This window comes from Colwellia sp. 12G3, from assembly GCF_002836775.1.
Classification (GTDB): domain Bacteria; phylum Pseudomonadota; class Gammaproteobacteria; order Enterobacterales; family Alteromonadaceae; genus Colwellia.
Genome location: NZ_PJAQ01000032.1, coordinates 211,453 through 237,568, shown reverse-complemented (window position 1 = coordinate 237,568; position 26,116 = coordinate 211,453). Strand labels below are relative to the sequence as shown.

At 38.1% G+C, this 26,116-nt stretch carries 21 protein-coding genes; 7 read left to right on the top strand and 14 right to left on the bottom strand.

Going from position 1 to position 26,116, the window contains the following annotated elements; genetic code table 11:
- Window positions 1-389 precede the first annotated feature (389 nt).
- Together CXF71_RS09930 and CXF71_RS09925 are read right to left on the bottom strand one after the other, a co-directional pair.
- Window positions 390-3,311: a hybrid sensor histidine kinase/response regulator gene (locus CXF71_RS09930; protein ID WP_101232791.1), complete on the bottom strand. Its 2,922-nt coding sequence runs from the start codon at window positions 3,309-3,311 to the stop codon at window positions 390-392.
- Between the two features lie 9 nt (window positions 3,312-3,320).
- Window positions 3,321-4,280: an ABC transporter substrate-binding protein gene (locus tag CXF71_RS09925; RefSeq protein WP_157826729.1), complete on the bottom strand. Its 960-nt coding sequence runs from the start codon at window positions 4,278-4,280 to the stop codon at window positions 3,321-3,323.
- A gap of 468 nt (window positions 4,281-4,748) precedes the next feature.
- On the opposite strand from CXF71_RS09925, the gene CXF71_RS09920 reads away from it, so the two are divergent.
- The 3 genes from CXF71_RS09920 to ccoG all read left to right on the top strand — a co-directional run bounded on the left by CXF71_RS09920 (window position 4,749) and on the right by ccoG (window position 8,899).
- Window positions 4,749-5,162, top strand: a complete 414-nt coding sequence (locus CXF71_RS09920; protein WP_101232789.1) for a BLUF domain-containing protein — start codon at window positions 4,749-4,751, stop codon at window positions 5,160-5,162.
- A 736-nt stretch (window positions 5,163-5,898) separates the two neighbouring features.
- Window positions 5,899-7,323, top strand: a complete 1,425-nt coding sequence (locus CXF71_RS09915) for a sigma-54 interaction domain-containing protein (protein WP_101232788.1) — start codon at window positions 5,899-5,901, stop codon at window positions 7,321-7,323.
- A 169-nt stretch (window positions 7,324-7,492) separates the two neighbouring features.
- The gene (ccoG, locus tag CXF71_RS09910; protein ID WP_101232787.1) at window positions 7,493-8,899 is read left to right on the top strand and encodes a cytochrome c oxidase accessory protein CcoG; all 1,407 of its coding nucleotides are present in this window, start codon (window positions 7,493-7,495) and stop codon (window positions 8,897-8,899) included.
- 145 nt (window positions 8,900-9,044) lie between these two features.
- Here the strand turns inward: ccoG and CXF71_RS09905 are convergent, their stop codons facing one another.
- Both CXF71_RS09905 and CXF71_RS09900 read right to left on the bottom strand, forming a co-directional pair.
- Window positions 9,045-9,290, bottom strand: a complete 246-nt coding sequence (locus CXF71_RS09905; RefSeq protein ID WP_101232786.1) for a helix-turn-helix transcriptional regulator — start codon at window positions 9,288-9,290, stop codon at window positions 9,045-9,047.
- Window positions 9,291-9,340: 50 nt separating this feature from the next.
- Window positions 9,341-9,826, bottom strand: coding sequence for a hypothetical protein (locus CXF71_RS09900; RefSeq protein WP_101232785.1), 486 nt, complete (start codon window positions 9,824-9,826; stop codon window positions 9,341-9,343).
- Between the two features lie 370 nt (window positions 9,827-10,196).
- On the opposite strand from CXF71_RS09900, the gene CXF71_RS09895 reads away from it, so the two are divergent.
- Complete coding sequence (locus CXF71_RS09895) at window positions 10,197-11,924, top strand: OprO/OprP family phosphate-selective porin (RefSeq protein WP_101232784.1); 1,728 nt, start codon at window positions 10,197-10,199, stop codon at window positions 11,922-11,924.
- 33 nt (window positions 11,925-11,957) lie between these two features.
- On the opposite strand, the gene CXF71_RS09890 is transcribed toward CXF71_RS09895, so the two are convergent.
- Window positions 11,958-12,716: a TSUP family transporter gene (locus CXF71_RS09890; protein WP_101232783.1), complete on the bottom strand. Its 759-nt coding sequence runs from the start codon at window positions 12,714-12,716 to the stop codon at window positions 11,958-11,960.
- Between the two features lie 322 nt (window positions 12,717-13,038).
- Here CXF71_RS09890 and CXF71_RS09885 point away from each other — a divergent pair, with 322 nt between their 5' ends.
- On the top strand, window positions 13,039-13,731 hold the full coding sequence (locus CXF71_RS09885) for a phosphoglycolate phosphatase (RefSeq protein WP_101232782.1): 693 nt from the start codon (window positions 13,039-13,041) through the stop codon (window positions 13,729-13,731).
- A 6-nt stretch (window positions 13,732-13,737) separates the two neighbouring features.
- On the opposite strand, the gene CXF71_RS09880 is transcribed toward CXF71_RS09885, so the two are convergent.
- The 3 genes from CXF71_RS09880 to CXF71_RS09870 form a co-directional block, all read right to left on the bottom strand.
- Complete coding sequence (locus CXF71_RS09880; RefSeq protein ID WP_101232781.1) at window positions 13,738-15,222, bottom strand: FAD-dependent oxidoreductase; 1,485 nt, start codon at window positions 15,220-15,222, stop codon at window positions 13,738-13,740.
- Window positions 15,223-15,359: 137 nt separating this feature from the next.
- The gene (locus CXF71_RS21825) at window positions 15,360-15,575 is read right to left on the bottom strand and encodes a cysteine-rich CWC family protein (protein ID WP_101232807.1); all 216 of its coding nucleotides are present in this window, start codon (window positions 15,573-15,575) and stop codon (window positions 15,360-15,362) included.
- Between the two features lie 164 nt (window positions 15,576-15,739).
- Window positions 15,740-16,510 carry a PEP-CTERM sorting domain-containing protein gene (locus CXF71_RS09870; protein WP_101232780.1) on the bottom strand — a complete coding sequence of 257 codons (771 nt, stop codon included), beginning with the start codon at window positions 16,508-16,510 and terminating at the stop codon, window positions 15,740-15,742.
- A 372-nt stretch (window positions 16,511-16,882) separates the two neighbouring features.
- Here CXF71_RS09870 and prsT point away from each other — a divergent pair, with 372 nt between their 5' ends.
- Window positions 16,883-19,696 (top strand): XrtA/PEP-CTERM system TPR-repeat protein PrsT, encoded by a 2,814-nt coding sequence (gene prsT, locus CXF71_RS09865; RefSeq protein ID WP_101232779.1) that lies wholly within the window; start codon window positions 16,883-16,885, stop codon window positions 19,694-19,696.
- Between the two features lie 117 nt (window positions 19,697-19,813).
- A complete protein-coding gene (locus tag CXF71_RS09860; protein ID WP_101232778.1) occupies window positions 19,814-20,401 on the top strand; it encodes a peroxiredoxin family protein in 588 nt (195 codons plus the stop codon).
- Between the two features lie 45 nt (window positions 20,402-20,446).
- Here CXF71_RS09860 and CXF71_RS09855 read toward each other — a convergent pair whose 3' ends face one another.
- The 6 genes from CXF71_RS09855 to CXF71_RS09825 form a co-directional block, all read right to left on the bottom strand.
- Window positions 20,447-21,154 carry a lipoate--protein ligase family protein gene (locus tag CXF71_RS09855; protein ID WP_101232777.1) on the bottom strand — a complete coding sequence of 236 codons (708 nt, stop codon included), beginning with the start codon at window positions 21,152-21,154 and terminating at the stop codon, window positions 20,447-20,449.
- Window positions 21,155-21,568: 414 nt separating this feature from the next.
- The gene (locus CXF71_RS09845; RefSeq protein ID WP_101232776.1) at window positions 21,569-22,030 is read right to left on the bottom strand and encodes a methyltransferase family protein; all 462 of its coding nucleotides are present in this window, start codon (window positions 22,028-22,030) and stop codon (window positions 21,569-21,571) included.
- 45 nt (window positions 22,031-22,075) lie between these two features.
- Window positions 22,076-23,698, bottom strand: a complete 1,623-nt coding sequence (gene thiE / locus CXF71_RS09840; protein WP_101232806.1) for a thiamine phosphate synthase — start codon at window positions 23,696-23,698, stop codon at window positions 22,076-22,078.
- A gap of 164 nt (window positions 23,699-23,862) precedes the next feature.
- A complete protein-coding gene (locus CXF71_RS09835) occupies window positions 23,863-24,660 on the bottom strand; it encodes a thiazole synthase (protein ID WP_101232775.1) in 798 nt (265 codons plus the stop codon).
- A gap of 5 nt (window positions 24,661-24,665) precedes the next feature.
- A complete protein-coding gene (gene thiS, locus CXF71_RS09830) occupies window positions 24,666-24,878 on the bottom strand; it encodes a sulfur carrier protein ThiS (protein ID WP_101232774.1) in 213 nt (70 codons plus the stop codon).
- On the bottom strand, window positions 24,862-26,112 hold the full coding sequence (locus tag CXF71_RS09825; protein ID WP_101232773.1) for an FAD-dependent oxidoreductase: 1,251 nt from the start codon (window positions 26,110-26,112) through the stop codon (window positions 24,862-24,864). Before CXF71_RS09825 ends, thiS begins: the two co-directional genes overlap by 17 nt.
- Window positions 26,113-26,116 lie beyond the last annotated feature (4 nt).

Sequence of the window (26,116 nt, the reverse complement as noted above, 5' to 3'; positions counted from 1 at the left end):
AAAGCGGACATTCGACTAACCTTAATTAGAGGTACTTAGCACCTTAGATTTTATGACAACTTGGGTGCGCATTACTGACTCTAGAGCTTGCTTCACTAACGGCAGTTCCAAGAATTAAAGCGGTCGTTAGCATCGATGATACCCTTATGACTTCTGCTCGCTAAAAGAAGATATTTAGGAATACTAGCCAGATCCACAAACGGTGTAGTTTCGGATATTAAAAATCAGTTAGTTTCAATAACGGACTTAACCAAATATACTACTCTGCGAACTCACCTGTTTAAATCGAGCATTACGAATTTGGTAATGCACTCTATCAAGTGAGTTATTTCGGTAAAAATTTTTTTCTTGATAGAATAGAACTTAGCAATATATAACCTAGATAATACCTAATCCACAGAATAGTTAGCTGCTTTTTTATCTATTCCCCAAAGTTTCAACATCTTCAAAAATTGTTCAGGAACTATTGGTTTTGACAAATAATCTGTCATACCCGCAGAGAGACATTTTTCTTTATCACCACTCATCGCATTGGCGGTCATTGCTATAATTGGCAAATATTTATTACTTTCTCCAGCATTACCTTCGCGAATATTTCTACTAGCTTCATAACCATCCATTTCAGGCATTTGACAATCCATTAAAATAATTGAATAGGGCAAATTATTTTGGCTTTCTTTTAGCAAATCTATTGCAGCATAACCATTAATGGCAAAGTCGATTGAGGTAATTCCAAATTTATTAAGGAGACCTTTGGCGACCATTCTATTTACTTTGTTATCTTCAACCAATAAAACACGTAAATTTTCTAAATCACGGTTATGGGGAGGGTCGATAAGAGAACGATCAATGGTTACTGAAGACTTGATTATCAGCCTTGATTCTTGTGATGGTTCGTTATTTACTACTGATGATGTATTTCCAGTTATCGCTAATACTTTTTCTGTACCTGTATATTTTTCTGTTTGAGTTATTTCCGCCTTGTTCATGAGCGATAATGCTGAAAATAGATCTAAGGTGGTGGTGGGTTTTGGAAAGTAACCGCTAAAGCCTAATTCAGTGATATATTGTGCACCACCTTTGTAGTTCATAGGGGTCATCAATATTAGTTTGACCGTTTTAAAGCGTGGATCAGAATTAAGTTCTTTACCTAATTGAATCCCATCCATATCATCCATTTCCATATCAATCAAAATCATATCAAATAGACTACCATTAGCGTCTTTAATACGTTCTTCACACATTTTAATCGCCTCAACACCTCCTGTTGCTGTGACAACGTTCGCTCCCCAATGTGTTAGCTGAGAGTTTAAAGCGGCTCGATTACTCGCATTATCATCTACAACAAGTAGGTTTACTTTATCTAAAGCCACAGGTGGGATAATTTTGGTAGAAGCTGAGCTTATTTGTAGAATAACATGGAAGCTAAAATGACTACCTTCATTCTCTAAACTGGTTACCTCGATATCCCCCCCCATCAATTGACATAACTTTTTCGCTATGGCTAAACCTAAGCCTGTACCACCAAACTTGCGAGTAGTGGATGCGTCAACTTGGCTAAATGAGTCAAATAATGTGGATATACTATTCTTAGGTATTCCTATACCTGTATCACTAACACGAAAGTCTAATCGGCAGTTTTCGTCACCTTCATTGGTTAATACTACTTGAATAACTACTTCACCATCATTGGTGAACTTGGCAGCGTTTGATACGATATTTGTTAATATCTGTCTAAGTCTGTTGGAATCGCCTTTAATCAGAGACTCATCTATTTCTGCAATATCTAGTACTAGCTCTACTCCTTTTTCTTGAACTTGCAACCCCATAGATTCGGAAAAGTCACCCAACATCTTGCGTAAATCAAAATCAATGGACTCTAGATCCATTTTCCCCGCATCAACTTTTGAAAAATCTAAAATGTCATTAATTAAGCTAAGTAAGGAATGTGCACTTCCGTGAGCAACATCTACACGATGTTGTTGTTCAGAGGTGAGTGTTCCTCCTGACAATAAACCTAACATACCTATCACCCCATTCATTGGTGTGCGTATCTCGTGGCTCATACTTGCTAAAAATTGTGATTTAGCTTTGCTTGCTTCTACCGCTTTTTCTTTTTCGTCTTCTAACGCCCAATTATTAAATTCGATTTCTTGTGCGTAAGCCGCAAGTTGGTGCTCAGACTCTTTGGTTTTACTCATATCATCAATACAAACAAATATACCAAGAACTTGGCTCTCATCATTAAAGTGAGGGGTGTAAGTAATATTGACATCTTTTTTAGAACCATCAAACAAAGGTATTTGGATTTCAAATTCAACTAATTGTCCTGCAAGGGCTTGTTCAATATTGGATTGTATTACGTCATTTACTTTATTTTTTAACCTTATGGGGATTGTTTCACCAGAGAAATCATCAATAGATACGTTAAACCAACGACGATATTTTTTATTAACAAATCGATATTGCTGGTTTTTATCAATGTAGGCCAATGAGACAGGAACGGCATCTGTTATGCTATCTACATATTTCAGCATACCTCTTAATTCTTGCTCTTTTTGGGCATTAACCTGAATAAGCTGATTATATTCTTCCGATAGTATTCCTAACTCATCATTGCTTGTTAGTTTTGATAATAAAAGACCATCTGTTTCCTTTTGCATCTTAATGGTATTGATTAAGATGCTAAGTGGTGACAATAATACATATCTATGAGTCAGATTTACCAAAAACATAATCATTGCTATTGCGCCAAATGAGACGACTAATAAGGAATACAATTCTTGTTCTTCAGCCAATTTTAAAGGCGTGATGTCATAACTAAACAGTACTGTATGGGGTCTGAGCCTCATTATGTTATTGTCTATCAAGTTAATTTTAGCAACCTTCAATAATAAGCTATTTTCTATCTTCATATTACTGCTGCTATTTTCTAGGTGTTCAATCAATAGTTGTTGCTCTGCGACTGTAAATACGTCCTTAGTTTGCTGCCCAATAAAACTATGATTGTTATCTGCTACTATCACTTGAGTATCATTAGCAATGATACTCAAGTGATGTGTGTCGGAATTCGCAACTAATGTACTCACAACTCTACTTAAACTGTGGTTACTAGTATCGATGTGTACAGCTATGGTAAGGGAGTCGATGATGCTATTGGTACTACTTTCTATTTTCTGGTCTATCTGCCTATCTAACATCTGTGTTAAATAAACACTGCTCGTTCCCAAGACTATAAAACAAATAAGCAGTAATATTCCGTTAAGTTTCAATGACAATGATGAGGTGAACTTATTTTCGTTTTTTTGCATTTTATAAACTTATTGACTCTGCTTAGTTACAAATAGATTAGGCAAGTTTTGGCAGTCTCTAAAAATTGCTTTAGATTCAACTAAAATATCACAAACCGTTTCAGCCATAGTATTCAACTTGCGGTTGTCTGCAAACAGCACTTTTTGCTTCTCCACGTCTAGTATCACCATACCTGCTAGCGCGTCTTGAAACTCTTGACTAGAAATACCTTCTCGCTTTGCCATTATTTCATACGCTTTAATTGGATGCTGAGAAGTGAAGTTGATGGCCATTTCCCATGCTTTTAAAAATTTACTTTGAAAGTCAGGCGTTTTAATCAATATATCTGTAGATACAGCAATGGTATCTAACACTTCATAGGGTATTTCACTGGTATCAAATATAACTTGATTTTCTTGATGTTTTAAAATGTTTAATGACATTGGAGGATAACTAACAAAGGCATCAACTAGATCGTTTTTAAATGCATCTAGTCCATTAGATTGTTCAACATTAACGATTTTGACATCGTCCAATGTTAAACCATATTTAACTAATGCTCTTTGTAATATGAATAAGCCTAATGAAGATACTTCACAACCAACACGTTTACCTTTCAACGAGGTAATATCATTAATGTCACCTTTGGCTATTATGACATCGCCACCATTAGAGTAATCTGGAAATGCAATTACCTTCAGAGGCTTACCTCCTAACGCCTCTGCTTGTATAACCTCAATTAATGTAGATGTTAGGCCGTCAACATGACCAGCAACATATGTGGTTTGTGCATCTGACAAGGAGCCTAGTTCTACTAACTCTATGTTTAAACCCACCTCTTCGAAATAACCGTTGTTATAAGCCAAATGTACAAATTCGTAGCCTGGCCACGGGTTAGTGGCAATTTTAATCAGAGGTGGAGACTCTACTTTAGAACAAGAATTAAGTAAAATCATGGATAAGATTATGACAACAAAGTGGAATTTCATATTCAACATCTATTAAGTGGTTTGTTTCAAGTTTAGAACACTTTCGAGGGATACCTAATTTAAATACCAAAGTTTATCAAATAAAAAACTACTACATACCCCATGTGTCATCTAGCTGTTTACCTACAGTTGAATTTGTAGGCTCAGTAAAAATAAAATATTTAAAAAGATTTATTACTGAGCCGGCTTAGTAATACATCAAAATATGAGTGTCTTTTTTCAAAAAAAACTTACCTCTTTGAATTTATAGTGACTTGTGTACTTAAGAATGAAGCGATATTACTAAGCCGCCTCAGTAATATCCTTATTTATATTTACAGTTTTATATTTATCTAGAATTTTAATTGTTTCTAATTCATTGGAAGTTATGAGATATTAATTTTAAATTAAAATTAAAATTATGAAACGGAGATTACTGAGCCGTATCCATAATAAGTTATGTGAACAAACCATGAGCGACGTACTATTATGAGCGTATACCAACTAATTTATGTAAGTACTCCAAATGAGAATTTAAAGATATCAGAAGTTCAAACTATCGTATGTAAAGCAAAATTCGACAACGAAAAGATATATATTTCTGGATTTTTGTGTGCAAACTCTAAATTTTTTATACAGTGCTTAGAGGGTGATGAGAAAGTTGTCAAAGACCTCTACGGAAAAATATTAAAAGATGTACGGCATAATAACATCCATTTGGTTGGTGAAAGGGAAGCCGCTAAGTGTTCCTTTGAACACTGGGGAATGGGAGTAGTATTACGGATGGAACGTCACTTTAAAATACTAAAAAAGTACATGGTAGGAGGCGAATTCAATGCATACAACTTGAGCTACGATGAGTGTCTAAATCTACTGGTAGCATTTTCAAAGATAAAGTCATAATCGTATTTCATTCACTTGCTGAATAGCTGTTAATGGCACTCAATGGTCTGTCAGAGTCTGTAATTGACGCGATAATTACCTTCTAATAGAGAAAGTAAACCTGTTACGACCCTAGCGTCTGCCTTCAGATCATATACCTGTCCTTTACAATACTTCTGGTTTAATCAACAGTGTAGCAAAAATGACGGTTAGCCCTAAGTCGTTCTGGGGGCGATTGCGCCTTAGACATAATACTCTAAATTCATTTAAAAGATTAAATCATTCTAATGTCCGCTTTGGGGATTTGAGGTCTAATCCTATGTGAGAATTTTAGGCATAATTTCAGTTATGAACAGATGTGAATTTTTAAGTGAAAAAGGAAGCTTTAGGATCTCTGAACTGCCGTTTTAACTCAAATGCTAACTTCCGCTTTTGGCTAACAGAAGTCACAAGGTTATCTTCGATGCTAATGACCGCTTTATTAGTGAAGCGGACGTTAGAATAAAAACTGCTAGAGTCCGCTTTGCGCACTCAAGAGACGGATGAAGAACAATGGGCTTGCTGTAAAGTAAGCCCACATTTTGATTGAGCTGAATGAAAACCAAACTACCAGGGTTAACGCTAGTGTTAATTTTTAGCACTAGCTTTTTTATCGCCTCATTTTCCCCTACCGCCTGATTTTTTTACCTATACCTGATAAGCTAACACTACACCACGATATATCGTGTATTCAATAATTTCCAAGAGCAAGCAGTGTATGGCCATAGATATAAAAGAATTTTTAGCTGACTCTCAACTGCTACTCAACGCCGTTGGCGAGGGTATTTATGGCTTTGATAGAGACGGTAATGCCGTATTTGTCAATCCTGCCTCAGAACAAATGACCGGTTGGAAATCAGCAGAATTGTTGGGAAAAAACATCCACAAATACCATCACCATACCCATGCCAATGGTGAGCCCTACCCTAGCGAAGCATGTAATATTTACAATACTATGCGTGATGGTGTTGAACGTAAAATTACCGATGAAGTATTTTGGCGAAAAGATGGCAGTAGCTTTCCGGTAGAATATACCTCAACGCCAGTATTTAAAGACGGTGAACTCATCGGCGCAGTAGCTGTTTTTCGTGATGTTAGCCAACAAAGATTAGCTGATAGTAACCTGCGAGCGGCGTTGAAAAAAGTGCAAGATCTAACAGAAAAACTGCAAGCAGAAAACAGCTACTTACAAGATGAAATTAACGACAGTTGGCATGGCTCCGGCTTAGAAGGTAATAGCCCAAACTTTCTGGCTATGTTGCAACAAATAAAGCTGGTTGCGCAAACCGACAGCACGGTACTTATTCTCGGAGAAAATGGTACCGGTAAAGAGCTGGTCGCACGTAACTTACATCAATTAAGTCAACGTAAAAACACGCCACTTGTTAAAGTTAACTGTGCAGCATTTTCGGCTAACTTGCTAGAATCAGAGCTGTTTGGTCACGAAAAAGGTGCTTTTACTGGGGCAAGTGAGAAACGGCGCGGTCGTTTTGAACTCGCCGATAAAGGCACACTTTTCTTAGATGAAATAGGTGAGCTATCTCCTGATGCACAAAGTAAATTACTGAGGGTATTACAAGAACGGGAATTTGAACGCGTTGGTGGCAGTAAAACCATTAAAGTAGATATCCGTATAATTGCCGCGACCAACCAAAATTTACTAGCCATGGTAGAGCAAGGTAAGTTCCGTATGGATTTATATTACCGCTTAAATGTTTTCCCCATTATGATGCCGGCATTAAGAGAACGAATCGAAGATATTCCCTTACTGTGCCATAGTATTTTAGCGCAACTGAATCATAAGCTTAATAAAGATATCAAAGGAATAAGTAAAAAAAGTTTAGCTAAATTAGCGGATTATCACTGGCCGGGTAATATCAGAGAATTACAAAACATTCTCGAACGAGAAGTGATTCTATCCAACTCTCATACTTTGTATATCCAGCAAAAATTCGATAAATCTCAATCAGCTGCGCGTTCACTCAACAAACCTTTAGCAGACATTGAAAAGGCCTACATTATCGAAGTATTAACTGATTGCCATTGGCAAATTGGTGGTCAACATGGCGCAGCAAAAATACTGGGCTTACCCGATAGTACTTTACGCTCACGCATGCAAAAGCTAAATATTCATCGCCGTTAAATCAAATAAAGCCTTCAAAACCACGATATATCGCATCAACACGATATATCGTGGCAACACCTTACCTAAAAAGTAAATTTAACCATATAATACAACACCTTAAAAACCATAATTTATGGCGCGTTTATTGATATAGAGTCATTACTTAATTATGACCCTGTAGTAAGAAATGAAGTTTGATATAAAAGAAGAGCACCTCATCATTAAGCCGTATAAATCTCAAACATCTGTTTATGTTAGAGAACAAAAAGGCTTTTACCAAAAAATTCGCCGCTATATTAACTGGCTACTTATGCTTGCTTTTATTGCCATGCCTTTTGTGCAATTTAATGATCAACAAGCGGTATTGCTCGATGTAGTTAAACAAGAGTTTAGAATATTTAACCTCACGTTCTGGCCACAAGATTTTATTTTGCTTGCCGGAATTTTTATGGTGGCAGCCTTTGCGTTGTTTTTTATTACCACTTGGCTTGGACGGGTTTGGTGTGGTTATGTTTGCCCGCAAACTGTTTGGACACTGGCCTATGTGTGGGTTGAGCATCGCATTGAAGGCACACGTAACAAACGCATGGCATTAGACAGAGCGCCTTGGACGCTAACTAAAGCCTACAAAAAAACACTCAAGCATAGTATTTGGCAGTTGATGTCGTTAGTTACCGCGACAACGTTTATTTCTTACTTTGTACCCGTGAGCGAGCTTTATAGCACTATGCTTACCTTTGATTGGAGCGGTGCAGTCACTTTCTGGGTATTGTTTTTTGCCCTAGCAACCTACGCTAATGCGGGTTGGATGAGAGAGCATGTCTGCATTCACTTATGTCCATATTCTCGCTTTCAGTCAGCCATGTTTGATAAAAACACCTTAATGGTTGCCTATGATGCAACCCGTGGTGAAACAAGAGGACCGCGTAAACGTAGTGATGATAGACAAACACTCAAAGATGACAAAGGTTTAGGCGATTGTGTTGACTGTAATTTATGTGTTGATGTGTGCCCTGCCGGCATAGACATTCGTAACGGTATTCAATACGAATGTATTAACTGTGGTCTGTGTATTGATGCTTGTGATCAAACCATGGAGAAATTTAACTACCCTAAAGGCCTTATTAGCTACACCAGTGAACAACAACTCGCTGGCAAAGAAACTAAACGTTTTAATTTAAAACTCGTCTCTTATGGGTCATTGAGTTTACTGTTCATCATATTATTAGGCATTTGGATTGAGGGTAGAATTCCGTTAGAAGCCAATATCATTCGCGATAGAACTGCGCTATATCGCGTTAATTTTGAAGGGGTGGTTGAGAATACTTATACCTTAAAAATCCTCAATAAAAGCCAAGTACCACTGCACTTTAATATTGATGTCGACAACTTAGTTAACACACAATCAACACTGACATTAACGTTGCCTAAAAAAGTACTGATTGGCGCGGGTGTTATGCAAGAGATCCCTGTGACTTTAGCTATTGATGGTTACGAACTCAAGAAGAAGATAACGCATTTTAATTTCATTATTCAAGCTATTGAACAGCCCGATATTGTCTTGCAAAAGAATACCGTGTTCTTTCGTAATTAATCGTTTAAGACCCGTTAATCATTAACCTAGCATAAGTTAAGAGCAAGTAGCTATTTAGTCAGCTACTTGCCGCTTCACATAAGACAAAATTTGATCACGAAAGTAATTTTATAAACCGATGTAACTTCTTTGCTCGTTTATTCTCTTAGTCTTTGTCTGCGTCACTGTCGTTTGCTTGCCACTGAAATAGCTCATCAAGCTGGGTATCGAATATATCGGTCAAACAAAAAGCCACCTCTAACGAAGGAGAATACTTCCCTGCTTCAATAGCAGCAATAGTTTGGCGAGTTACGCCCAACGCTTTGGCGAGTTCTTGCTGGGTCATTTCATCTTTTTCGAAGCGCTTTTTTCTTAGCTGATTACTAATCACGCCTTTAGCCTTTTTACTCATGCTTTTCTCCATAATTAATCATCGTAAGGTTAACCTACTAATCGCTTTAGCTAAGCCGCTTTACGGTAACGGTAGATTTGTGACGCACGTAAAATAAACTCAACCAGTAAGCTTGAAAGCATCAAACCGTGAATGAGAAAATCGATGGGGGGCACATTAGGAAAAAAGGGATAATTAGTAATAACACCTTGACAGAATATATGTACAAACAAAAGAATAATGCAAGTACTCAAGTTATAGTAAGCCCATCTAGTCGCTCTTGCTTCAATGAGTTCATCTCTTTCATCAACCAAAGAAATATCGTCATCATCGCCAGTGAACTTCCTAATAACAGCTAGAGCGGTAAAGGCAATAACAACAAAAATAATACTAGCAAGCATTGTTTGACCCCATAAACCAACTATTTGGTCGGCATGGGTCGAAAACGTTCCTTCAAGTTGTGTCATACCATTGGCATAAAACCAGGCTATAAATACGGTAAAGGTCACACTAATCCAAGCCGTTTGTTCACTAAAGTTACTATCTTTAAAAATCATGTCGCACTTCCAATGTTAAATAAACTTAACATACAGTACGTAGTTTAAATAGTAATGTCAAATAAAGTTAACATTGGGTTAATTAAAGTTAACCTAGCGTTCTGTTTTGTTAACATGATATATAGCTATTTAATAATCGTGGATGTTACGCAAATAATTGATATTAATAAAAGTGACGGTATATTTAATACCGAGAACGTCATCCTCGAAATCTATTAATAGAGACTCCTACTTTTATTTAGCATCTATTCTAGATTAAGTTACTTCGGAAATGAGCAATTTGCTTAATCTGCTATTAAAATCATTAATAGAAAAGAAAGTGACGGCTTAATTTCCAATGCCATTTACTACCTGAAACACATAGGAGCGTATGAAAATTAAAAACAATCCATTCAACATGACCGTGATAATTCTTACTATCGTCTTTTTCAATTTATGTCTGTTACCTACGAGTCAAGCCGAACCTGTTTTAGCTGAGTCGACCTTGGTGGTTGCTGAGATAATCGAACAAAAAATAGTTATTCGAAACGTTACTTTTGTTGATCCAGCAAATAAAGGCAAGAGTACAACTGCCAACTTAGTTATTACCAACAAATTATTTGATTTAGTGACTCAAGATGATGTTGACATTAGCCATGACGATATAATTTTTGACGGTCAAAATGGTTTTATTCTTGGCTCACTAGAATCAGGTCAAATTGCCAATTTCATGATTTTAGATGCTAATCCCCACGACAATATTGAAGCCTTACTCGACACAAAAAAGCATGTATTACTCGCCATACATAACGGCGTGATTATTCGAAATAATCTCAAAGCCGAAAGTAATATCTCAGCCCTAGCTGAACAAAAAAGAACCAAAGCCAAACGTGCCGGTTGGTTGGCTTATACCCCTCCGCCTATTGTTTTACCCAGTAACTACAAAGATGCCAATTGGATAAAATTTGACAATGATTATTTTTCGACCATCTTAATTGGTGCATTAGCTTTAGATAGGCAAAGCTGGCAATCACAAGATGAAGCCAGTTTAGCGCAAGTGGGAGATTTACAAGATTTTAATGGCGGTGAAATTCGGGCATTACGTTTTGGCTTAGCTGGCGCCATAAAATTTGATAAACCTTGGGTTTATATGATCACTGGTGCAACCAATACCTTTGATAAAGGTTTTGACACTAACACCACAGATAATGTCAGCGTTATAGATTGGCGCCTTGATATACCTACCTTTTATAACACCACCCTCAGTATAGGTAAGCAAAAAGAGCCTATTTCTATGGAAAGACTGATGAGTATGACCTTTTTACCGATGCAAGAGCGCTCTTTGGTTTCGGATGCGCTACTACCCTCTCGTAATTTCGGCGCTGTTCTCAGCGGTATTACGCTTAATCAGCAATTAACTTGGGCAGGTGGTGTTTTTAATAACTGGTTAGAAGATGATGGTTCAATTAGCGATAACTCGACAGAATTAGTGGGGAGAACAACCTGGTTACCTTATCTGTCTGAAGATGAAAACGAGTTGGTCCATCTGGCTTTTGGCCTACGTTACAGTAACGCGAAAGAAGCATTAAGATACGCCTCAGAACCTGAATTTAATAAATCAGCCATCTTTGTTGATACCGGTGAAATTGATGCTGATAACAGCCTTACCTACAACCTTGAAGCATCATGGCGAAAAGGCCCTATTTGGGTGATTGGAGAATATAGTAAGAATAAAGTGTCGGCAGATTACCTGAAAAATCCTGAACTCTCTGGCTACCACGTTAGCGCGGTATTATCACTAACAGGTGAGATGCGAGAATACAATAAAAGAAGTGGCACCTTTTCCCCTTTAATGGTTGCTCGTAGTGTTGAACAAGGCGGCTGGGGCGCATTAGAAGTCAGTACAAGGTGGTCGGTATTTGATGGCAGCGACGGCGGTTTATCTGCCGGCGATACCGCAATATTTTCTGTTGGCCTGGCTTGGTGGTTAACGCCAAAATTCAACATCAATTTCAATTACCGTTGGATCGATTTAGACCGCTGTAGTTTCATTTCAGAGGCGTGTGACTTACAAGGGAAAAGCAGCGGTTTCAATACGCGCTTAGTGTTATTCCTGTAGCCGCTTTATTACTGTAATAGATTTGACCGTAAACTAAGTAGACACATACTTAATTAACATAGCAAAACACATGAATACCACTAAATAGCGTAAATAATTGACCGGTATTTTGAACAAAAAGTGAGAGCCAAGCCAAGCACCAATAAATTGCCCACACATCATAGTCAAGCCAACCATCCAGATCACTTGCCCGGCAAAAATGAACACAATAAGCGAAGCAATATTGGTGGCAAAGTTTAATGTTTTAGCGATAGCGGTAGCTTCAAGAAATTTTTGTGCGCGTAATGCGCGACCTGCTAAAGTAAAAAATGAACCCGTGCCAGGACCAAAAATACCATCGTAACAGCCAATTAGCGGTATCACGAATCTCTTGTAATTTTCCGATGAGACTTTAGCTAACTTATTTTCTTCATCAACGGTAGGTGTAATAAGAAAATAAATACCAATACAAGTGATCACCACAGGGATAATAAGTGTCAACATTTGTGCATCGACAAACTGAATAATGACTGTGCCTACCGCCGAGCCAATAAAACCTGCAAGCATTAAATGCTTTACCTGATGCCAGCGTACTCGCCTAGCCCGTAACATCATTATGGTAGCTGTGGCTGTGCCCATGCTTGATTGTAATTTATTAGTCCCTAATGCTAGCAGTGGCGGTATACCACTCATCATTAACGCGGGTAACGTTAATAGACCACCACCGCCTGCTAAGGTATCGAGAAAACCGGCAATAATGGCAACGGTAAATAAAAATAAGGCTATTTCAATGGTTAGGTTGGCAAACTCCAAGACACTTCCTTTAAACGTTAATAATGGTTACAGCAATCAATAACCGAGACTGTAAGCAAGTAGTAGCCGATTAGCAACCTATCAAGGTTAATAATCGATTTCAAAAAGAGAAAGCAAAATAAGGGCTATCGTTATTACCACCATTAATCTTCAACACTGCTAATGTGCTTACGACACCCGAAAACAGTCACGGACAACATTGTTTTGTGCATTTAACTCTTTTAACAATAAGATAGTCATTAATAAATGAGTCTATTTAGTAATATATTCATGGAGGTTCATGCTACATTGCCCTCAACATTGACCGCCACAAGATAAAAAAGTGAAAATCCAAAATAAAAACGTACTGTTATTCGACCTCGATGGCACTTTAGTAGACAGTGCCCCTGACCTTGCCTTAGCGATTAATCAAACATTACTAGACCTCGGCAAAGCTGAGTTTGACCAGCAGATTATTCGTAGCTGGGTGGGCAATGGCGCAACGGTTTTAGTTGAACGTGCACTATCGGGTTCAGCTAACATTAATGAGCAATTAGATATGACATACGTTCAAGGTGCTTTGGCGATTTTCATGCGTTATTACCAGCAGTATTTATGCGTAGAATCCACTTTGTATAAAGATGTCAAAGAAGGTTTGTTTGCGTTAAAAGCAGACGGATTTCGTCTTGCCATTATTACCAACAAACCAGCCGAATTCATTCAACCTATATTAAGTGGCTTAGGTATTGATAATTTATTTGAGGTGTTAATTGGTGGCGACACTTTATCGCAGAAAAAACCACACCCAGCACCCTTATATTATGCCTTAAAGCAACTTGAGGTTTCTGCTGAGCAGTGTGTGATGATTGGCGATTCTAAAAACGATATCTTAGCGGCAAAAGCGGCCAACATAGATAGTGTCGGCTTAACTTATGGTTATAACTACGGTGAAGATCTCAATCAATATCAGCCACAGTGGTGCTTTGATACGTTCAATGAACTATTGATAGCGTTAAAAGGTGAAAGGAAAAGTTAATATAAACTATAAATTTTTTGCTAACGCTATTGGATAATCGCGCTGTTTTGCTAACATAATGGCTCGTTCAGTTACTTCGTATTCAGAGCACTGTTGGCTTATTGGAAAGTAATGTTCAGTTAAATAATTACCTAACTCCGACTCAGCTATTAATCCGCAATCGACTAAATTTTGTAATATTGCATCTGCTGCCGCTAGTGCCGAAGAGGCTTTTACAATTTCAGTGCGCGCATAATGTTGACCATAAAATGAAACATCGGCAGTACGTAAATCAGCATCTTCACCGGGAATTTGTTGAGCACCAAACAGCGGTTTTGCTGCCACTGTAGCAGTATTAAATCCAGGAACAAACTGAGCAATATGTTCAATCGATCCTAACGTTCTATTATTCACCAATTGTTCAGGCCACTGTTTATCAATTTTTTCAATGAATCGTTGTGCTAATTTTGGCTGTGCGCTCTGTTGACAACTGGCCACTAAGCCTTGATCAAACAAGGTAATATCTTGGGTCATACCATGTAGTTGAAAATAACCGTCTGGGTAAGGCGTCAATTGCGCCATGCCTTGAGGTGTTCCGCGCTCACCGTAAAATACAATCTCTGGCCACAATCCTTGGCATTCTGGCCAATGTGCAACATAAGCAGCTTTAAATTCCACCATACGTTTACGCTTGGCACTGACCATGTCATCAATTTCACCACTTTTAAATCCACACGCATTAATAACATAATCAAATTGCTGATGGTGGATCGTTTGGCTTTGCTGATATTGAGTTGAAACTTGCCAACCTAAAGCAGTTTTTTGCTGGATAATAGCGACAACTTGGCTGTCTGTTTGCAGGTGGCAGCTGGGTAAAGTATCAATTGCCAAACTCGCAATGGCGGCAAAACGAAAAGCAGATAAACCATACTCTTGCACTAATAACACAGGAAACTTAAGGCGGTCTAAATCAACATGATGTGCAAATGAAATAAGCCAATCACTGTCTTGAGTCGCCTCATTAGGTATCGCTTTGCTACGTAGCACATCCACTTCATCACGTGAATAAAACCTAAAATAGTCTGCTGGCTCACCGAGTACTTTGTTACGACTGTCTTTCGCCACCAATTCGCTATATTTAGCGCGTAATTTCTCTAAGCGAGGCAATAAGTCTTCCGGTTGGCCGTGATCCGTTTTAGGCAGCGCGATAACGGTTGGCCTAACGTTGACACTCTGAGGGTAAACTCTAACGGTATCTATCGATTGCTGTAATAGCGTAATGCATTGCTCATCACAAATTTCGCGATACAAGTTACCGCCGGCGTGCAAATGGCAAATAGGCGGTCCATTCACTAAACTGGGGCCCTTTTCTATTAGTGTGGTATTTAAACCTAACTCAGCGAAACGCAAAGCAATTGTTGATCCTGCAACACCACCGCCAATAATGGCAATTTTTGCAGTTGAACTGAGTAATGGTTGCGCTGTTGTTTGATTTGCTTGAACTTTATTCATAACAGTGTCGAGAAAATATCTTCATGGGTGGTATTTTACTTTGATGTGCACAGCTTGCGTAGTATTAATGACTCAAAAAGATGAACGCTAACGTGCTTTCTTTTTACATTTTACAAAATAGTTACCAGAAAATCGACTTATTCTACGCGACTATCTAACGATTTTTGCTCATGGTAACGTTCAATACAAGCATTACACACACAGCTTACTCCCTTGAGATGCGTAGGTATTTTTGCCAAAAGTGCTGCGGGGACTTGAGTATTCATACACCAACACCCATTGCTAGCTTTAACATCGCAGCGATTACTTTGTTCGCATAAAGGGCAAATGCTGTCATCATTTTTATAAGTCATAAACATTCAGTAAATTTGATTGTGAGGGATAAGCCATGGTGATGATTATGTTAACAGCTTTACTCAGGGTTAAGCAGGTGTTTTTCAGACATAAAAAAACGACCCGCAGGTCGTTATTTTAGTTTTCTTTATTAGCGCATGATTGTATCTACAATACTAATGAACTAAGCAGAAAAGTCATTGGCTTTTTTACTGCGACTTTTAGCCATAAAGCCTAATGCTAAAAGCATAAGTAATACTGTTGCAGGCTCTGGTACGCTAGTAGGACGGTTAACACTTACTACGCCATCAACTACATCGTTTGCACAAGACATTGCCCAGCTAAATGCTAGTTGTGAAGCATTTTGAAAAACATCAATACCATTGACGTTAAAGCTAAAACTAATGACATCATAGTTGTCATAGTTATTACCCGTATTTTGTCTGTCGACAGACCAAGCACTTTGTTGCCCTGCACCAATGGTATTACCGGCCATTATTTCGCCTGTTTGAACAGAGCTAGAATTATTGTGGTATTGCTTCGCTGTCACGGTAGAGCCAATTTCAGTTAAAGTACCAGTATTATCCCAGTGATTCTTTTCCCAGTACTTATCGCGCTGTCTATCAGCATCAGATAATACGAAGGCATAGTCAAACGGAGAATTAGCACCGTCGGTACCAATAAGAAGGTCACCCATGACAATATTGCCATTGCCGCTACCTGTACTATATTCATTGTTGTAATCAACAAAATTAGTATAAATATCAACAGTAATTAAGCCATCGTTAGCCCATTGAACATCCATTTTATCAATTTCATATTGCCATCCACCAACCGCATCATTATTGGCATCATCAATCGTTGTATCAACGAGAAAATCAGCTGAGAATACATTTACCGATGAAAATAAAGCAGTTACTGCAAGAATTTTAAATACATTTTTAATTAAAGTCATAGTCTTATACGTTATCACTTTCAGATTGAAGAGAGAGGATGAACAGCTTATTTAGAACTCATCACTAATTGACATCATTATAAGCAATTATTGTTCCACTATTTCATTGTCGCCATATAACAACACTTTAGCTATGTTACGTAAATGTAACATTGGAGTAAAGCGCACTACTGTAAAAAAAACTGACAATAACCTTTAAAAATATCACCTTATATTTCAGATAAATGTTTATCAACTAAGTGTCTATCAGTGTTACTATTTTATCGTTTTATTTCTTCTGTCTGGCTATCTTTTCTTATGGTATTTAGCTTTTGGGTAGGATTAAACATGCATTGTCGCCATATAGAAACACATCATTAAAATCGGTATCACATGAATATAAAAAATAGTATACGCGCTTCCCTACTCTCATTATTGTTCATTTCCTCTTCAACGCTTGCTAACGAAAACCTTAATGCCAATTATGAACAAGCCTTAATCGCCTTTCAAAATGAAGAGTTTGCTAGTGCTGTTATCCATTTAAAAAATATTATTCAAGAAAACCCTACACATATGCCGTCTCGGGTTTTAATGGCACAAATACTGATTACCCAAGGTAATGGCTCCGCTGCACAAATAGAATTAGACCGAGCAAGAGATGGCAAGGTCGATGATGATCGATTAATTACTTTGTATGGGCAAGCTTATGTCCTACAAGCTAAGTATGATGACGCGTTAAAAATAGCTAAGTTAGGGCAACGTAACGAGAAAATAGAAAGCGAATTATTACTTATCAGAGGACAAGCCTATATTGGCAAAAAACAATATAAATTAGCGGATAAAGCCTTTATATCTGCACTAAGTTTACAACCTAAAAGCCAAATCGCTTTATTAGGAAGAGCACAAGTTGCTTTGCAAGAATCAAACGTTGATCAAGCGCTCACCTACATTGACTTATCGCTTGCCAGTGTAAAACCTTTCATTAATGGTTGGGTATTAAAGTCCAAGATTTTACACCGCTTAGGCGATCGCCAAGGCGCATTAATGGCTATTGATGAAGCACTTAAGATCAATAACAAACACTTATCTGCTCGGTTAACCAAGGCTATGCTGCATATTGAACTAAAGGAGTATCAACAAGCACTGCCTCACGTAGATTATATTCTTGCAGAAATCCCTAATGAGCCTAGAGCTGGATATTTAAAAGCCATCATCAACGTTAGCTTGCCTAATAGTGATAAAGAAAAAGGCAGTTCGGATAAGAATAAGTTAACTGAAGTCATTGCAACCTTAGCCGCCGTTCCGCCTGAGGTAATGAGAAACACGCCAGACTATTATTTTTTAGCTGGGCTAACTAATTTTCAATTTGGTAACTTAAATGATGCGCATCGTTACCTAAGTTATTACCTAAATTATGTTGAATTTGATATTGATAGTGTCCGTATGTTGGCCAGTATTGAAATAGAGCAAGGTGATTTAAATTCAGCTCGGCACTTACTAACGAAAACCAATGTTGCCCGCCCAGGTAACCCAGATATTTTAACTTTACTTGGTTTAACTTATTTACAGTTAGAAGACAGTGAAAAAGCTCAGTTTTATTTTGAAAAAGTGGTTGATAGCTATCCAAAGTCTACTGTCAGCATAAGTAATTTAGCTCGCAGTAAAATGCAATCGGGTGACTATCAAGCAGCAATCGAAGCTCTTTCTGCGATTAAAGATAATGAGATTAATGGCACACAAATCAAATTACTACTTATTGATTCATACCAAAGCACTAAAAAATATTCTTCAGCGATTAATATTGCTAAGTCATTAATCGCTGAGTTTCCAGAAAATAGTTTTTTCCAACAGCGTATAGGTATGCTCTATGGTTTAAATGAGCAAATACCAGAAGCCAGAGCCGCATTTGAACAATCTCTAAAGTTAAATGAAACCAACTTTATTGCTATGGTGCATTTAGCACGTATGGATAATATTGCCGGTGACTTCGATAAAGCACTGCTATTTTTACAAGAAAAGCTCGCTATTTTTGATAAAAACATTTTATTGATGACTGAAATATCTGACAGTTATTTATTCAAAAAAGATATTGATAACGCGCTGATTTGGATAAACAAATCATATGCGCAAAACCCAAATGATTTTTATGTAGTGCTAAAGTTAAGCCGTATCTTAGCTAAGCAAAACAAATTGGATGAAGCGATTGATTTAGTTGATGTATTCATTGGTTTGAATCCAAAAGAGCCACAAGCTTTATTAACCATTGCCAAGTTATATCAGCAACAAAATAAACATCAACAAGCCGTGCTTGCATTAAGAGATTATGTTGAAAAATCTCGTAAAAAAACCACAGCACTGATCACTTTAGCTAAGGCGCAACTTAAAGCGAAAGATAATGCTGGCGCGATAAAGTCTTATAAAAAGGCCATTATCGCTGATGATAAATATTTGCCTGCTTATCTTGGATTAGTAAATCTGACTATCAAAAACAAAAATGAAGCATTTTCATTAAGTCTGATTTCATCCATCGCTGAGATTACTCAAAGTAGCAGTTTACCTTTAGTACTCAAGGGTGATTTATACCTTGCATTAGGGGATAGCAAACAGTCCATTGATTTTTATCAGCAAGCATTAAAAAAGTCTGATCAAAAACAAGCGATTCTCGGTTTATATCGTAGTTACAGACTTCAGGACAAGCAAAGTAAAGTGATAAGACCATTAACAAATTGGTTAAAGAAATATCCCAATGACATGTTAGTGGCTATCGCTTTAGCTGATAGCTATAAAGGCAGTGAACAAATCCAGAAAGCGGCTGACTATTACCAAGCATTAATGAAAAAATATGGTCCGTTACCTATTTTATTGAATAATGCTGCCAGTGTTGAATTTACCTTGGGTAATACCGAAAAAGCTAAGCAATATGCCCAACAAGCTTATGATTACTTACCTGAAAATGTCGCTATTATTGATACGCTTGCTTGGATTAAAAGTAGAATGGGTGAACATAAACAAGCGATTGCTTTATTTCGTTTAGCACTGACAAAAGATTTTGATAATGCTGAAGTGAAATATCATATTGCTGTTACTTTATTCGCTCTATCACGAGAAGTAGAAGCTAAAAAGTATTTAATTGAAGCAATAGATAGCGAGCAAAATTTCCCTGAAAAAGAAGCCGCTAAAGCCCTTTTAAATAAATGGTTGGGTTAAAACGCGGTAATAAAATGTTGAGCTAAGTTTATTAAATAAAATAGCGTTAGCTTATATTGAAATTTTTACTTCAGCACACGGTCTTTTAGGTAATAATTAATAAAGGCTGTTACGTAAATGAAGAACATAAAAAACTTAAGCTTAAAGAAAAACATTGTCATCTCAATTTTTTCGCTACTATTATTACTCGCTAATAACGCCTCAGCCAATACATCGATTGATGTCGGCCCAACTCTTGGTAAAAAAGCACCGATAATATCTGTTATTAATACGCTAAAGCAGCCAGTTAATATCAAACAACTTAGGGGTGATAAGGGCCTGATCATCCTATTTTTTCGCTCTGCCGATTGGTGTCCTTTTTGTAAAAAACACCTAATAGAATTGAATAATCATGCTGAACAATTTACTAAGTTAGGCTATGGCTTAGCCGCTATTTCTAATGATAGTACTGATATTTTAAAAACCTTTACTGAGCAAAAAAATATACGTTATCCATTACTTTCTGACCAAAAAGTACAAACTATGTTGGCCTACGATATTGTTAACGCTGAATATGCTGCAGACAATGAACATTATGGTATCCCTTACCCTGGTGTAGTAGTCATTGATAACAAAGGTAATGTTATTCATAAACACTTTTTCAAAGGCTATAAAAAGCGCGTTAAGTTTGCCGATCTTTACTTACAACTAAATGGCGGCATGTAATACTCATTAACTCGCCGCTTGATAATCGCTATATTGATAATGTTCTTATGAATATAAAGCACTATCGACAAAAGCTTGAGTTAACTGTTGATACAGCTGATCGATTGTCGGTCGCTCAGTAATATTTTCAAACAGCGCAGTATGAACCTGCGCTTTTACCCGCTCGGTTTTATCACATAGTTGATAACATAAGTTCACCGGCTTTATGATCTCATCGAGTAACACATCAATCAGAATAAAGGCTTGCGCTAATACTATCTTGCCGCCCCCTTTTTTTAATATCACCCGCTGGGCAGTACCCACTATTTTTTTACCATTAATATTAATATTGTAGTCACCATCACAGTAAGAGAATTCTGTCGCATGCGCTTGGCTAACTAAATTAAATTGACGAAAAAAACCATGTAACACTGTACATAAGTTTTCGTAAGCTTGGGGGATTGAATAAGGGGTATCTTTTGACCAAAGATACAGGTGAGATAAATTTATAATACCAGGACACTGCGGTACGGGTGCACCGCCAGTTTTACGCGAATGTAGCAGCCATTTATCCGCCAACAAACCCGCTTTAAGTGCGTCTGATTCAGGCCATTTTTTACCTGCTGGTAATACTAAAGTAGGTTCTTTAGCTTGCCACAGCATTAAACATTGCTTGAACTCTCCGGCTTGAATTTGAGCAATAAGCGCTGTTTCTTTTTCAAATACCTTAGCAACAGAGCTTTGCTGGTAACGCAGGAGTTTATTACGACTCATATTCATTTCTTACGTTATATTTAGCCATATTTTAGTTGTTCTTTTTTAGGAGTCTTCTTCATGCATTTGACCGTCAACTAACATCATTAGCTCTGCGGACTTATCATCATGTTTAGTCAATCGATAACTACCATCAAACATATTCTCTAAAAAGATAGTCTCTCCATCACTGGTTTGTAATTGTTTTAGTACTTCTTGAGGGAGTTCAACCCTACACCCGCACCAACTGCTTGTATTTTAAGTTTAATCATCATAATACTCCAAGTTATAAGTTGGGTATATCAATAAAAGGCCCAACAAAGTTCTAGATGTTATTAAAATTATAGCTGGCTATTTTATACTCACCGAAATGAATAATAACTCGCGATTAGTTTGAGCTACTTCTGAGGTACCTAATGACACCTATTTCAGTGATTACAACCAAGTGCGAACCTGTTTTTTATAGTTTGAAAATTCATCCTTAAATAATACTGTCAGCGCTCTTTCTTCAGGGGCAATTTGGAAACGTTGAATGTAAGCTACATACATCATAATTAAAACAACGCCCCACGCAGACCCCAAATAACTTGCCCAAGCAAATAAAAACGCAACGAAACCAACATACATAGGGTTGCGAGTAAATTGATAAATTCCTGAGGTTACCAGCGCACTTGCCTTATCAGGCTTGAGCGGATTAACCGTAGTGTTGGCCAATCGAAAAGATATAACGCCTGAAAGGGCAAAGAATATACCTGCAATCATAAAGGTAATAACTAAGGTTATTTTTAGCGTGCTTGTTAATAAGATGACTGGTGTAATTATACTTAACCACCACATCCCTGCAGCAATGAGTATCGCTACTAAAGGTGGTGGTATTTTATTTTCTAGAAACTTCATCGTTATCCTTAATTGTTGTATTAACTTATCTGATAGTAGATAAAGCTAAGCAATACTAAAATCGTTGCTTGATAAAACTATGGCTTGTAACTTAGTCACTGCTTGCTCCGGTGAAATACCGTATGACGTATCAGCTTCAGTAATCGCCGTAACTACGGCAATGCTTTCTACGCCTGTTGCGACAACTTCTGCTGCACGCGCTAGGTTTATTCCCCCAATAGCCACCACGGGTATTTGTTGTAGCATATTTTCAGGTCGTAATGCTAACACTTGTCTTAAGTTATCTACTCCTTGAATTTGCCCCGTCATATCTTTCGTTTTGGTTGGATAAATTGCGCCAATAGCTAAATAAGATGGTTGTAATTGTTGAGCTAATAAAAACTCATAACAACCATGGGTACTAATACCTAAACGCATGCCTGATTGCTGAATTGCAGTGAGATCTGCATCTTGTAAGTCTTCTTGACCAATATGCACACCATACGCGCCATGTTTTATCGCCAACTGCCAGTAATCATTGATAAATAGGCGAGTACCGTAGTCTTTTGCCAGTTCTACCGCTTCAAAAATCACTCGTTCTAACTCGTCTTCGCTAAGATTTTTCACGCGTAACTGAATGATTTCTAATCCTAGCGGTAATAATCGCTTGAGCCAATATAATGAATCAATGACGGGATAAAGACCTAGCTTTTTTCCTGCTAAGTTTAACGCGTTAAATGACGATAAATTGTGATATTGACGACTTAATTCATCGTTCACATAAGGAAAGGATGACGCCAAAATAGATGATGCATGTGACCAATGGGGTTGCATAAAGGCACCATAATATTGATGACCGAATGATTGACTTATGTGCTCACTAGCCTGTAAACCTTGGCTGATAAAGGCTTTAGCTAAGGTAAAAGCATCACGCACTAAGTAACCTTGAGCAAAGAAAGCGGATAATGCCGTGGCAAAACTACAACCACCACCATGACTGTAATGACTTTCAACACGCTTGGCACTTAACTGGTAACTAATCGCTGTTTGCGTTTTCTCCTGGTTATCTTGCTTGCCATTCAATTGATTTAATTGATGGTAACAATAATCTGTCGAGTAATTTTCATCAGCTAAACTATGACCACCTTTAACAATAATGCTGTTAATAGCGAAGTCTTTAAATATTCTTTTCGCCAGTACTTCGACATCTGTTTCATCGGTTAATTTCGCTAAACTTTTCGCTTCCATCAAGTTAGGGGTTATCACATCAACTTGCTGTAATAAGGGGGTAAGTTGCTGCAAAGTAAGTGCGTTAAAGCTACCACCAACACTGGCTTGACCAACGGGATCATAAACACTGATTAAGTTAGGCATGAGCTGTTTATATTGCTCAAGTAACTTAGCTAACCACAATACTTGTTCTACGTTAGCCACTAAACCAATTTTGATGACCGATGGTGGTTTGTCATCGATTAATATCGCGGCTTGTTGCTGTAATATCTCAACCGAAACAGCATTCACCGACAGCAGTTGCTGCGAATTTTGTACGGTATTGGCGGTAATAAGATGACAAACTTCAACACCCAAACCATGACCCGTTTTAATATCAGCAGCAATGCCTGCCCCACCAGAGCAATCACTACCCGAAATGGTCCAAATTATTGGTTTTTTATTAGTTATATCAATCATGCCTGTCATCCTATTCACTTTTTTTATTGTATTTAAAATAAGCTAAAGAAGTAAATAGCTTAAAGGCTAAGTTAGTTGACGCTAATGCAAGGCGAATACGCGCAGCCTAGTTTACTAGGTGAGCATCTTCAACGCGGCAGTAGTGTTAAATAACAACGCATTTATTAGCTGTTTTGGTGCCAAAATGGAGTATCAAGTGTCGGGGTTGACGGATGGGCCGTTTGTCTTTGTTGCATTATTCCCGCCACATATCCTTGCTCGCCAGCTTGCAGCGCTTGTCCAAACGCTTTCGCCATCAACACAGGATTATCCGCCAGCGCTACAGCACTATTAAGCAATACTCCGTCATAACCCATTTCCATCGCTAAACAAGCATCTGAAGGTTTGCCAATACCTGCATCTAATATCAAGGTGGCATCGGGTAAACGTAAACGAATCGTTTCCAAATTATAAGGATTCATCAAACCTTTACCTGTACCTATTGGTGACGCCCACGGCATAATCACTTCACAGCCTAAATCATAAAGGCGCTGGCATAAAACGAGATCGTCGGTGCAATACGGTAAGACTTTAAAGCCATCATTTATTAACTGCTCGGCGGCACGCAGTAACTCGATTGGATCGGGCTGTAAATTATAATCATCGCCAATCACTTCCAACTTCAGCCAATCAGTTTTAAATATTTCACGGCTCATTTTCGCCAGTGTCACCGCTTCTTTCGCTGTTTTACAACCAGCGGTATTGGGCAGTAAGTGACCGTTCACTTCGGTTACGATTTCTTGTAAGTAAGACCATATTTGTTGACCTGCTTGCTCTGCCGGATTTTGACGTTTCAACGACAGAGTTACCACCTGTGAGCCACTGGCCAAAATCGCTTGTTTCATCACTTGTGGTGATGGATATAAAGCGCTGCCAATAAGCAAACGACTATCTAAATTTTGTCCGTAGATATTCAATGACATTAAACTTAGCCCCCTTGAATAGGTTGTAAGACATCAAGGCTATCGCCATTTTTTACCATGGTAGTGTCGTAATCTGATTTACCGACAAAATCACCATTAAGCGCCACGGCAAAGGTACTTTGTTGCGGTTCAATAAAATACAACGTTAACGCTGAGCTGACACTAATATGTGTTTCATTACTTAGCGGGTAGGCTGTGCCGTTAATATGAATGTTCATAGGATGACTCCTGTAAAGTTCTGCTTGGTTGGTTTATATCCCAAGTATAGTTACCGTCAACAACTACGGGTAATAAGTCACTGTATGGTAAAGCTGCTGCGGTGTTATTTATTCGATTGGCAATAACCGCAAGGGTTTGTTCAAGCACTACAGGTGCAATCAAAAAACCGTGGCGGAACAAACCATTTACTTGAATAAGTGAATCTTGCACAGTAATTTTAGGCTGGTTATCACTAAAGGCAGGCCGACATTGACTGACATGTTGTCGAATATTGGCTTCCGCAAACCCCGGATGCACGCTATACGCGGCACTGAGTAGTTCCATTGCTGAGCGCACTGTCATAGGAGAATCATCATCACTTTCAATTTCTGTTGCACCCACTACATAAAAACCCTTTTGCTTGGGTGCAATATAAAGCTGATACCTTGGATGCATTAAGCGAACTGGCCTTGAAATATTAACCGCTGGAGCATATAACTGAAACAGTTCGCCCCTGACAGCACGTAAATCCGTCATTGGTGCACAGGTGCTATTACTTTGTTTAGTGGTTGCCCCCGTACCACGACAATCAATCACTAAATCAAATTGTTGACTTTGGTTAACATTATTTTGCTGATAGCTAATTTTAGTGGTGTGCTCAGCGACATCAATGCCAGTGACTCGACACTCACTTAACCAATCCAATCGGTTTCCTGTGACTGGATGTTGAGCTTCTGTTTCAAGTTGCTTGCGTAGTGCGACTAATAAACGGCGATTACCCAACTGTCCTTCTTGTGGAAGGTATAATGCTTGGTTAAAGCTTCGCCCTATTTCAGGCTCTAATGCTAAAAGCTCTGCACGATTAAGTGCGTGCTTGGTATGTTCGGGATAATTATTATTAAGGTGTCTAACAAAACGTTGATAATCACCTTTGTCTTGCTCATGACTTACCATGATAGCGCCAGTTTGTTGAAAAAAAGTATGTTCATGCAAACTGTCGAGCAAAGCCGGCCATAAACCTAATGACTCAAAACCCATGCTAACGATATTAGGCTCACAATGCAGTGATTCACCCAACGGTGTTAGCAATCCCGCGGCAGCATAAGCTGCACTGTTATGGGCGAGTTTATTGTCTTTATCAAATAAAGTAATAGTTACGCTATGAGACTGTTTTTGTCGAAGCTGTTCATTACGAAGCAAAGACAGGGCAAGTAATCGCCCCATCAATCCTGCGCCAACAATGGCAATATTCATTGTT

Excerpts from the sequence above, each read along its gene's own strand:
- CXF71_RS09930 (WP_101232791.1), bottom strand. The coding sequence starts at position 3,311 with ATGCAAAAAAACGAAAATAAGTTCACCTCATCATTGTCATTGAAACTT.
- CXF71_RS09925 (WP_157826729.1), bottom strand. The coding sequence starts at position 4,280 with ATGAAATTCCACTTTGTTGTCATAATCTTATCCATGATTTTACTTAAT.
- CXF71_RS09920 (WP_101232789.1), top strand. The coding sequence starts at position 4,749 with ATGAGCGTATACCAACTAATTTATGTAAGTACTCCAAATGAGAATTTA.
- CXF71_RS09915 (WP_101232788.1), top strand. The coding sequence starts at position 5,899 with ATGGCCATAGATATAAAAGAATTTTTAGCTGACTCTCAACTGCTACTC.
- ccoG (WP_101232787.1), top strand. The coding sequence starts at position 7,493 with ATGAAGTTTGATATAAAAGAAGAGCACCTCATCATTAAGCCGTATAAA.
- CXF71_RS09905 (WP_101232786.1), bottom strand. The coding sequence starts at position 9,290 with ATGAGTAAAAAGGCTAAAGGCGTGATTAGTAATCAGCTAAGAAAAAAG.
- CXF71_RS09900 (WP_101232785.1), bottom strand. The coding sequence starts at position 9,826 with ATGATTTTTAAAGATAGTAACTTTAGTGAACAAACGGCTTGGATTAGT.
- CXF71_RS09895 (WP_101232784.1), top strand. The coding sequence starts at position 10,197 with ATGAAAATTAAAAACAATCCATTCAACATGACCGTGATAATTCTTACT.
- CXF71_RS09880 (WP_101232781.1), bottom strand. The coding sequence starts at position 15,222 with ATGAATAAAGTTCAAGCAAATCAAACAACAGCGCAACCATTACTCAGT.
- CXF71_RS21825 (WP_101232807.1), bottom strand. The coding sequence starts at position 15,575 with ATGACTTATAAAAATGATGACAGCATTTGCCCTTTATGCGAACAAAGT.
- CXF71_RS09870 (WP_101232780.1), bottom strand. The coding sequence starts at position 16,510 with ATGACTTTAATTAAAAATGTATTTAAAATTCTTGCAGTAACTGCTTTA.
- prsT (WP_101232779.1), top strand. The coding sequence starts at position 16,883 with ATGAATATAAAAAATAGTATACGCGCTTCCCTACTCTCATTATTGTTC.
- CXF71_RS09860 (WP_101232778.1), top strand. The coding sequence starts at position 19,814 with ATGAAGAACATAAAAAACTTAAGCTTAAAGAAAAACATTGTCATCTCA.
- CXF71_RS09855 (WP_101232777.1), bottom strand. The coding sequence starts at position 21,154 with ATGAGTCGTAATAAACTCCTGCGTTACCAGCAAAGCTCTGTTGCTAAG.
- CXF71_RS09845 (WP_101232776.1), bottom strand. The coding sequence starts at position 22,030 with ATGAAGTTTCTAGAAAATAAAATACCACCACCTTTAGTAGCGATACTC.
- thiE (WP_101232806.1), bottom strand. The coding sequence starts at position 23,698 with ATGATTGATATAACTAATAAAAAACCAATAATTTGGACCATTTCGGGT.
- CXF71_RS09835 (WP_101232775.1), bottom strand. The coding sequence starts at position 24,660 with ATGTCATTGAATATCTACGGACAAAATTTAGATAGTCGTTTGCTTATT.
- thiS (WP_101232774.1), bottom strand. The coding sequence starts at position 24,878 with ATGAACATTCATATTAACGGCACAGCCTACCCGCTAAGTAATGAAACA.
- CXF71_RS09825 (WP_101232773.1), bottom strand. The coding sequence starts at position 26,112 with ATGAATATTGCCATTGTTGGCGCAGGATTGATGGGGCGATTACTTGCC.